This window comes from Antarctobacter heliothermus (assembly GCF_900188425.1).
Classification (GTDB): Bacteria; Pseudomonadota; Alphaproteobacteria; order Rhodobacterales; family Rhodobacteraceae; genus Antarctobacter; species Antarctobacter heliothermus.
The window spans coordinates 1-6,427 of sequence record NZ_FZON01000106.1; the positions used below are offsets into that span (position 1 = coordinate 1).

At 59.2% G+C, this 6,427-nt stretch carries 9 protein-coding genes and 1 tRNA gene; 8 read left to right on the forward strand and 2 right to left on the reverse strand.

All coding sequences use genetic code 11. The annotated features are described in order from the left end of the window. Together CHB90_RS25105 and CHB90_RS25110 are read right to left on the reverse strand one after the other, a co-directional pair. Positions 1–220 (reverse strand): transposase (locus tag CHB90_RS25105; RefSeq protein WP_212591663.1); only part of this gene is annotated, 220 nt, incomplete at its 3' end. 32 nt (positions 221–252) lie between these two features. Next, the gene (locus tag CHB90_RS25110) at positions 253–501 is read right to left on the reverse strand and encodes a Rossmann-fold NAD(P)-binding domain-containing protein (RefSeq protein ID WP_342744992.1); all 249 of its coding nucleotides are present in this window, start codon (positions 499–501) and stop codon (positions 253–255) included. 93 nt (positions 502–594) lie between these two features. Here CHB90_RS25110 and CHB90_RS25115 point away from each other — a divergent pair, with 93 nt between their 5' ends. From CHB90_RS25115 to CHB90_RS27230, 8 genes are all read left to right on the forward strand, one after another. Further along, positions 595–1,491, forward strand: coding sequence for a LysR family transcriptional regulator (locus tag CHB90_RS25115; protein ID WP_089280441.1), 897 nt, complete (start codon positions 595–597; stop codon positions 1,489–1,491). A gap of 78 nt (positions 1,492–1,569) precedes the next feature. Further along, positions 1,570–2,673, forward strand: coding sequence for a 3-isopropylmalate dehydrogenase (gene leuB / locus CHB90_RS25120; protein WP_089280442.1), 1,104 nt, complete (start codon positions 1,570–1,572; stop codon positions 2,671–2,673). Positions 2,674–2,749: 76 nt separating this feature from the next. After that, the gene (locus CHB90_RS25125; RefSeq protein WP_089280443.1) at positions 2,750–3,136 is read left to right on the forward strand and encodes a hypothetical protein; all 387 of its coding nucleotides are present in this window, start codon (positions 2,750–2,752) and stop codon (positions 3,134–3,136) included. Positions 3,137–3,247: 111 nt separating this feature from the next. Continuing rightward, entirely contained in the window at positions 3,248–4,222 is a 975-nt protein-coding gene (locus tag CHB90_RS25130) for a DMT family transporter (RefSeq protein WP_089280444.1), read from the forward strand. Positions 4,223–4,266: 44 nt separating this feature from the next. Continuing rightward, positions 4,267–4,343 (forward strand) — tRNA-Pro (locus tag CHB90_RS25135). Positions 4,344–4,428: 85 nt separating this feature from the next. Then, positions 4,429–5,619, forward strand: a complete 1,191-nt coding sequence (locus CHB90_RS25140; RefSeq protein WP_141135978.1) for a tyrosine-type recombinase/integrase — start codon at positions 4,429–4,431, stop codon at positions 5,617–5,619. A 219-nt stretch (positions 5,620–5,838) separates the two neighbouring features. Next, positions 5,839–6,120 (forward strand): hypothetical protein, encoded by a 282-nt coding sequence (locus tag CHB90_RS26390; protein ID WP_141135979.1) that lies wholly within the window; start codon positions 5,839–5,841, stop codon positions 6,118–6,120. Positions 6,121–6,233: 113 nt separating this feature from the next. Further along, the coding region (locus CHB90_RS27230) for a transposase (protein ID WP_245823379.1) at positions 6,234–6,427 on the forward strand (194 nt) is incomplete at its 3' end.

Below are 6,427 nucleotides of genomic sequence, written 5' to 3' on the forward strand. Positions count from 1 at the left end.
GCAGCACGCTGGTCCGGATGAGCGAGCCGAGGTCATGGACGACATCTTCCTGACGCCGCGGATCGGTCAGCTGCGGGACCATCCATTCGACGATGCCGCTGCGCTCCATGATCTCGCGCAGCACCACGGCACCGGCATCACCGGTCAGCCGCTCGGCACGGCTTTCGACGCGCAGGGACCTGTTGAAGCTCGTGGCGACCGGCTGTAGCGTTTCACCCATGGCGTGCTCCGATGGCTGCTGTCGGATTTTGTCTAGCAGCTTGATTCTACAAAGCTTTCGCGGGCACGCCAGCTATTTCCCCTGATTTGGATGAATAAGCCGGGATCAGGGTAGGCGGGGTTCCAGCCGTTTACGATCACGTCCGCGCCCTGCGCCGCCTGCGCAAGATCATCCTCGGCGCGATCAAACAGGCGGATCCGCCATCCGGCATTCCAAAACGCCTCTGCCGCATTGCGCCCAAAGCGCCCGTTCCCACCCAGAATCAAAACTGTTCCAACCACAACTGCACCCTCCTGCCTAGTCTGATTGGATAATCGGCTATTCATGAGATTCGAGGAATTGCCAGAATGCGCAGGTCATGTATTCATGCGTGAATGGATGGGGCATTTGCAAAACTCGACTGGTCCTTGGTTCAGACGTTTCTGACCGTGGCCGAAACGGGCTCATTGTCCGAAGCCGCGCGGAAACTGGCGATCTCGCAGCCCACGGCCGGACGTCAGGTCCGCCAGATCGAAACCGCGCTGGATCTGGAGTTGTTTCAACGTCAGCCGCGCGGGTTGTCGCTGACCGATGCTGGCGCAGCGTTGGTGCCGCACGCGCGCCGTATGGCCGAAGGGATGCAAGGCTTCAGCCTGGCGGCCGCTGGCCGATCAGAAAGGCTGTCAGGCCCGGTCCGCATCACAGCCAGCGTCTTTACCGCGCAACACTACCTGCCGCACATCCTTGCCCGCCTGCGGGAGGAAGAGCCGGACATCTCCATCGATCTTGTGCCGACCGACCGTTCTGAAAACCTGTTGTATCGCGAGGCGGACATCGCCGTACGCATGTACCGCAGCGAACAGCTGGACATCGTGACCCGCCATTTGGGGGAGCTGAGTCTGGGTCTGTTTGCGGCCAGAACCTATCTTGATCGTCGCGGCCGCCCCACCCAGTTTGAACAGTTCTTTGACCACGATCTTGTCGGCTATGATCAATCGGACCTGATCCTGCGTGGTCTTCGCGAGATGGGGATGGAGGCGCAGCGCGAATGGTTCGCCACGCGCACCGACCATCACAGCGTTTATTGGGAAATGGTCAGGGCGGGCTGCGGCATCGGTGTTGCCCAGTTGCGTGTGGGTCTGGCAGAGCCGGTTGTCGAACGGGTGCTGCCACAGGTGCCCTTGCCGACGCTGCCGCTGTGGCTGGCGGCGCATGAGGCGGTGCGACAGACTCCGCGCATCCGGCGCGTGTGGGACGCGCTGGCCGAAGGGTTGCTGGCACAGGTGGACTGAGCCGGGAAAGGGCGGGCGATATTGACCCCACGGCGCGCGCGGGCTACGCCGCAAGCGTCACGAATAGGAGAGCCGACCATGCCCAACCCTTCGCTTCTTATCCTGCCCGGAGACGGCATCGGCCCCGAGGTCATGGCCGAGGTCCGCAAGGTCATCGACTGGTACGGCGCCAAGCGCGACCTCGCCTTTGACGTGTCCGAGGATCTGGTCGGCGGTGCCGCCTATGACGCGCATGGCACCCCGCTGACCGACGCCACGATGGCCAAGGCGCAAGAGGCCGACGCGGTCCTGCTGGGCGCCGTGGGTGGCCCGAAATACGACGTGCTGGATTTCTCCGTCAAGCCAGAGCGCGGCCTGCTGCGCCTGCGCAAGGAAATGGACCTGTTCGCCAACCTGCGCCCTGCGCAATGTTTTGACGCGCTTGCGGATTTCTCGTCGCTGAAAAAGGACGTGGTCGCCGGTCTGGACATCATGATCGTGCGTGAACTGACATCCGGCATCTACTTTGGCGAGCCACGCGGCATCATCGAAGAGGGAAACGAACGGGTCGGCATCAACACGCAGCGGTACACGGAATCGGAAATCGACCGGGTTGCGCGGTCGGCGTTTGAACTGGCGATGCGCCGGGGCAAAAAGCTGTGCTCGATGGAAAAGGCCAACGTCATGGAATCCGGTGTGTTGTGGCGTGAGGTCGTGACCGAGGTTGGCAAGGATTACCCCGAGGTCGAACTGTCCCACATGTATGCAGACGCCGGCGCCATGCAGTTGTGCCGCTGGCCCAAACAGTTCGACGTCATCGTGACCGACAACCTGTTTGGTGACCTGCTGTCCGACGCCGCCGCCATGCTGACGGGCAGCCTTGGGATGTTGCCCTCTGCGTCGCTGGGCAAGCCGATGGCAAACGGTCGCCCCAAGGCGCTGTATGAGCCGGTCCACGGCAGCGCGCCGGACATCGCGGGTCAGGGCAAGGCGAATCCAATCGCCTGCATTCTCAGTTTTGCCATGGCATTGCGCTACAGCTTTGACTGTGGCGATGAGGCGACCCGCCTTGAGGATGCTGTGGAAAAGGTGCTGGCTGACGGATTCCGCACTGCTGATCTTCTGGGCGAAGAGGGTGTTGACCCGGTATCGACCAGCCAGATGGGCGATGCTGTCGTGGCGGCGCTGGACGCCTCGCTGTAAAGCCGCGCTCCGCGGACTGGACGGGGGCGCAATTGTTGGTCAGGCTTGGACCTGACCAACAAAGAGGACTTGCCTGATGCGCCGCCTGCTCTTGTCTGCCTGCCTTGTGGCCAGCCCCCTGGCCGCCCAGACGGTCCAGATCCTGCCCGGGTATTCCGATTTCCGACTGCCTGAAACACAGGTGGTCGATCGACCCATGTCTTTGATGATGGATTGGCTGCTGTCCTTTCCCGAAAGCGCCGAAGGCGGTCCCCAGGTTGATCTATCGGCCAAGGTCGAGGAGGGGCGTCTGATGATCGAGTTCACGGACGCCGGGGGAGGCGACGATTCGGTGAGGGCGATCCAGCGGAGGATGGAGTTTCTCCAGACCGAAGGCGGACGGTGGCAACTGGTGGCGTACGGCTTTCGCCAGCAATGCTGGCGCAGCGGTTCAGACGATTGGACAGATCGCCCCTGCCCCTGAAAAGGCATCGTGAGGGGAAAAAGCCGCCGCCCCTCTTGCCATCGGGGCCCGTCCCGCGTGTGATTGCGGTAACAAGCGCCGCTGCGCCGACTCAAGTTCACGGAATCCCCCATGCCCCCCAATGCCAAAGGCGCTGTGCTGGCGCTGCTTGCTTTTGCTACATACTCATTTCACGACGTGATCGTGAAATTGCTGGGGGCCAGCTATAGCCCGGTGCAGATCGTGTTTTTCAGCGGACTGTTCGCCTTTCCGCTGGTGACCCTGATCCTGATCCGTGATTCGCAGCCCGGAACCCTGCGCCCGGTCCATCCGTGGTGGACTCTGACGCGGACGGTGTCTGCCGTGATCACCGGATTTTCAGCCTTCTACGCCTTTTCGGTCCTGCCGCTGGCACAGGTATACGCGATCCTTTTTGCCGCGCCGTTGGTGATCACCCTGTTGTCGATCCCGATTCTGGGCGAAAGGGTCGGCATACGCCGCGGGGCCGCAGTGGTGGTTGGTCTGTGTGGCGTCCTTGTGGTCCTGCGTCCGGGGGCCACGGACTTCAGTCTTGGGCATCTTGCCGCGTTGGCGGCAGCCTTTGCCAGCTCTCTGGCCTCGATCATCGTGCGCAAGATCGGGCAGGACGAACGCAGCGTCGTACTGCTGTTCTACCCGATACTGTGCAACTTTCTGGTCATGGGGGCGGCGCTGCCGTTTGTCTATGTGCCGATGCCGGCAATGGAATTGGGCGGAATGGCCTTGTTGTCGGTCATGGCCTTTGCCGCGTCGGCGATGCTGATCATGGCCTACAAGTCTGGAGAGGCCGTGGTTGTCGCGCCGATGCAATATTCGCAGATCATCTGGGCGGCGTTCACCGGCGCGATATTTTTTGACGAATTCCCCGACAGGTGGACCATGGCTGGCGCTACGATCATCATCGCCAGCGGCGTCTACATCGTGTTGCGCGAAGGCGGAAAATCCAAGACAAACCGCCCGGTTCTACGGTCGCGTACCCGGTTTGAGACCGGCATCATGCCGCGCGTGCGGTTTTTCCGGCGCGACCGGGGCGAAGGTTTGAAAGACAGCGGTCCCAAAGACGATTGAGCCTTGCCAAAACACCGTGGCTCGGCTATCCCGCCCGCCACGGTCGGAGTGTAGCTCAGCTTGGTAGAGCACTGTCTTCGGGAGGCAGGGGCCGGAGGTTCGAATCCTCTCACTCCGACCAATGAAATCAGCTCCTTAGCTGATTTTTACTTTGTGGTGACCGTGCATGTATTGCACGAGCATGCGCCACATTCTATGCTCTGTGCATGTCACAAGAGCTTGTAAGATACCGAAAACGCACGAGAACAGATGGCATTTGGGAGATCGTCTGGGACGACCCCAAAACCGGCCTCATCAGGCGTCAATCCTGCAAAACGCGAGACGAGCATGAAGCTGACCGCAAGCTTGCTGAAAAGATCTTATCCGGGGATGTCGTACCGCCATCCGTGGTGACGATGGGGTACATTCTCGACCGCTATTATCATCACCTGAAGCGCAGGAAGGGGTCATCGACCACTGTGCCGATGGCTTCCAAAATTGACCGTCTGAAACAGTTCTTGGGAAATAGGAAGTGGCAGGATTTCGGACAGGCCGATGTCGAGAACTACATCGATTTTGCAAAATTGCTCACTCGTTGGGATCGTGGCCAAGCGCAGTTAAGCGAGGGAACGATCAAGAAGGACCTGCAAATTCTGAGGGCTGCTCTTAGGCACGCCCACCTTATGAAGGTCGTCCCCAACGAAACACGGATCGAAATCCGTAACCTAGTTTCACAATCTCGAACTGATTGGCTCGACGAGTCGCAATTGAAGCGTGTCTTCAACTGCTGCGAAGACCGGGAGAATCGAGAGCACTTGTACGCCTTCTTGCTCATCGCCTTAGCAACCGGCGCAAGGAAGGAAGCGATCTTTCAACTGACTTGGGGCCAGATTTACATTCCGGAGACGGAATTCGAGACCCATCCTATGGTTCCGCAACCTATCGAGGTTGACGGAAAAACCGTGATGCCGAAGCAGGCATCACGTCGTGTAGCAAAAGGGCCAGCACCTCTTGATTTTAGAACAGGTGCTGTCGTTTCTGGTGCGTACATCGATTTCGGAGCAGGTCGTGGCAACAAGAGAAGACCACAAATACCTATCGGACAAAACCAACGTCTGATGAGCTACATACTGTTCGGCGGCGACCGATCTCAGCCGTATGTAGTTTCCTTCAATGGCAAACCGATACGAACAGGCTTGAAACGAGGACTGGAGGCGCTCGGTTTGGAGGCCGAGCTGCCCTTCAAATTGACCCATCACGTTCTAAAGAAAACTTGCATCACATGGATGGTCCGAAAAGGCATCCCTTTCGAAACAATTGAGCGGCTTACCAACACGACAGTTGACACGCTCAAACGGCATTACAGCCAGCATTCGCCGGACCTAGAAGAAGCGCTTGGTGACACTTTTTCTATATGAGTTATGGCACGCCGTCTAAACGGCGTACCATATGGTTCAGATCATATTCAGCCCGTTCGGCCAGAGCGTATTGCGGTGCAAAATGATGGCACGTTCTAATTCAAGAAGTGTCTCCCTACCGTGCTGCACCGATGCAATCTTGTGAACGTCGAAGTCACGCGCGCCTTGAGCCTTAATCTGCTGATGCAAATGGGCCGACGACCGAGTGCTATAGGAGACATGAGCACGAAGTCGCGGGATAAGGCAGTCCGTGACGCCAAAGTACTGGCGGCCCGTGGACCGCTGGACAAGCTGATAGAGCACCCCGCCGATATCGAACTTCTGATTCCTGTCAAACAGGCAATGCTCGACGGCTTCCTCTTCGAGCGCGCCCCAAAGCATGTGGTAGCGAACCAATCGGCTGCGAAAGCCCCCAAGCGTGACAGACGGCTTCGCTTTCGCTGCCCGGTAAAGGCTCCGGTGGTTATGGTGAAGCGTATCCGTCCGCTGTCGCCGCTCTGACGAGCGGAACCCTCGGCTGATAGTGTCCACCATCGATAGTGGACATCTTGAGGCACTCCATGGCGGGCAAAAAGGGTCAGAAGAAGCGGTTCTGGGCTGACGAAGAGAAGCGGTTGATCTGTGCGCAGGCTTTGGCACCGGGCGTGTCTGTCGCGCAGGTTGCACGTCGCTATTCAATGAACGCCAACCTGATTTTCAAATGGTTGAAGGACCCTCGCTTTTCCCCTGCCACGGGTGAAACGCCTGATGTGCAGAAAGGCGGCAGTGTTTTTCTGCCGGTGCAGATCTCCGGCGCCACCATCGATCA

What these genes read in the sequence shown, in the direction of transcription:
- CHB90_RS25115 (WP_089280441.1), top strand. Translation starts at nt 595, where the DNA reads ATGGATGGGGCATTTGCAAAACTCGACTGGTCCTTGGTTCAGACGTTT.
- leuB (WP_089280442.1), top strand. Translation starts at nt 1,570, where the DNA reads ATGCCCAACCCTTCGCTTCTTATCCTGCCCGGAGACGGCATCGGCCCC.
- CHB90_RS25125 (WP_089280443.1), top strand. Translation starts at nt 2,750, where the DNA reads ATGCGCCGCCTGCTCTTGTCTGCCTGCCTTGTGGCCAGCCCCCTGGCC.
- CHB90_RS25130 (WP_089280444.1), top strand. Translation starts at nt 3,248, where the DNA reads ATGCCCCCCAATGCCAAAGGCGCTGTGCTGGCGCTGCTTGCTTTTGCT.
- CHB90_RS25140 (WP_141135978.1), top strand. Translation starts at nt 4,429, where the DNA reads ATGTCACAAGAGCTTGTAAGATACCGAAAACGCACGAGAACAGATGGC.
- CHB90_RS26390 (WP_141135979.1), top strand. Translation starts at nt 5,839, where the DNA reads ATGAGCACGAAGTCGCGGGATAAGGCAGTCCGTGACGCCAAAGTACTG.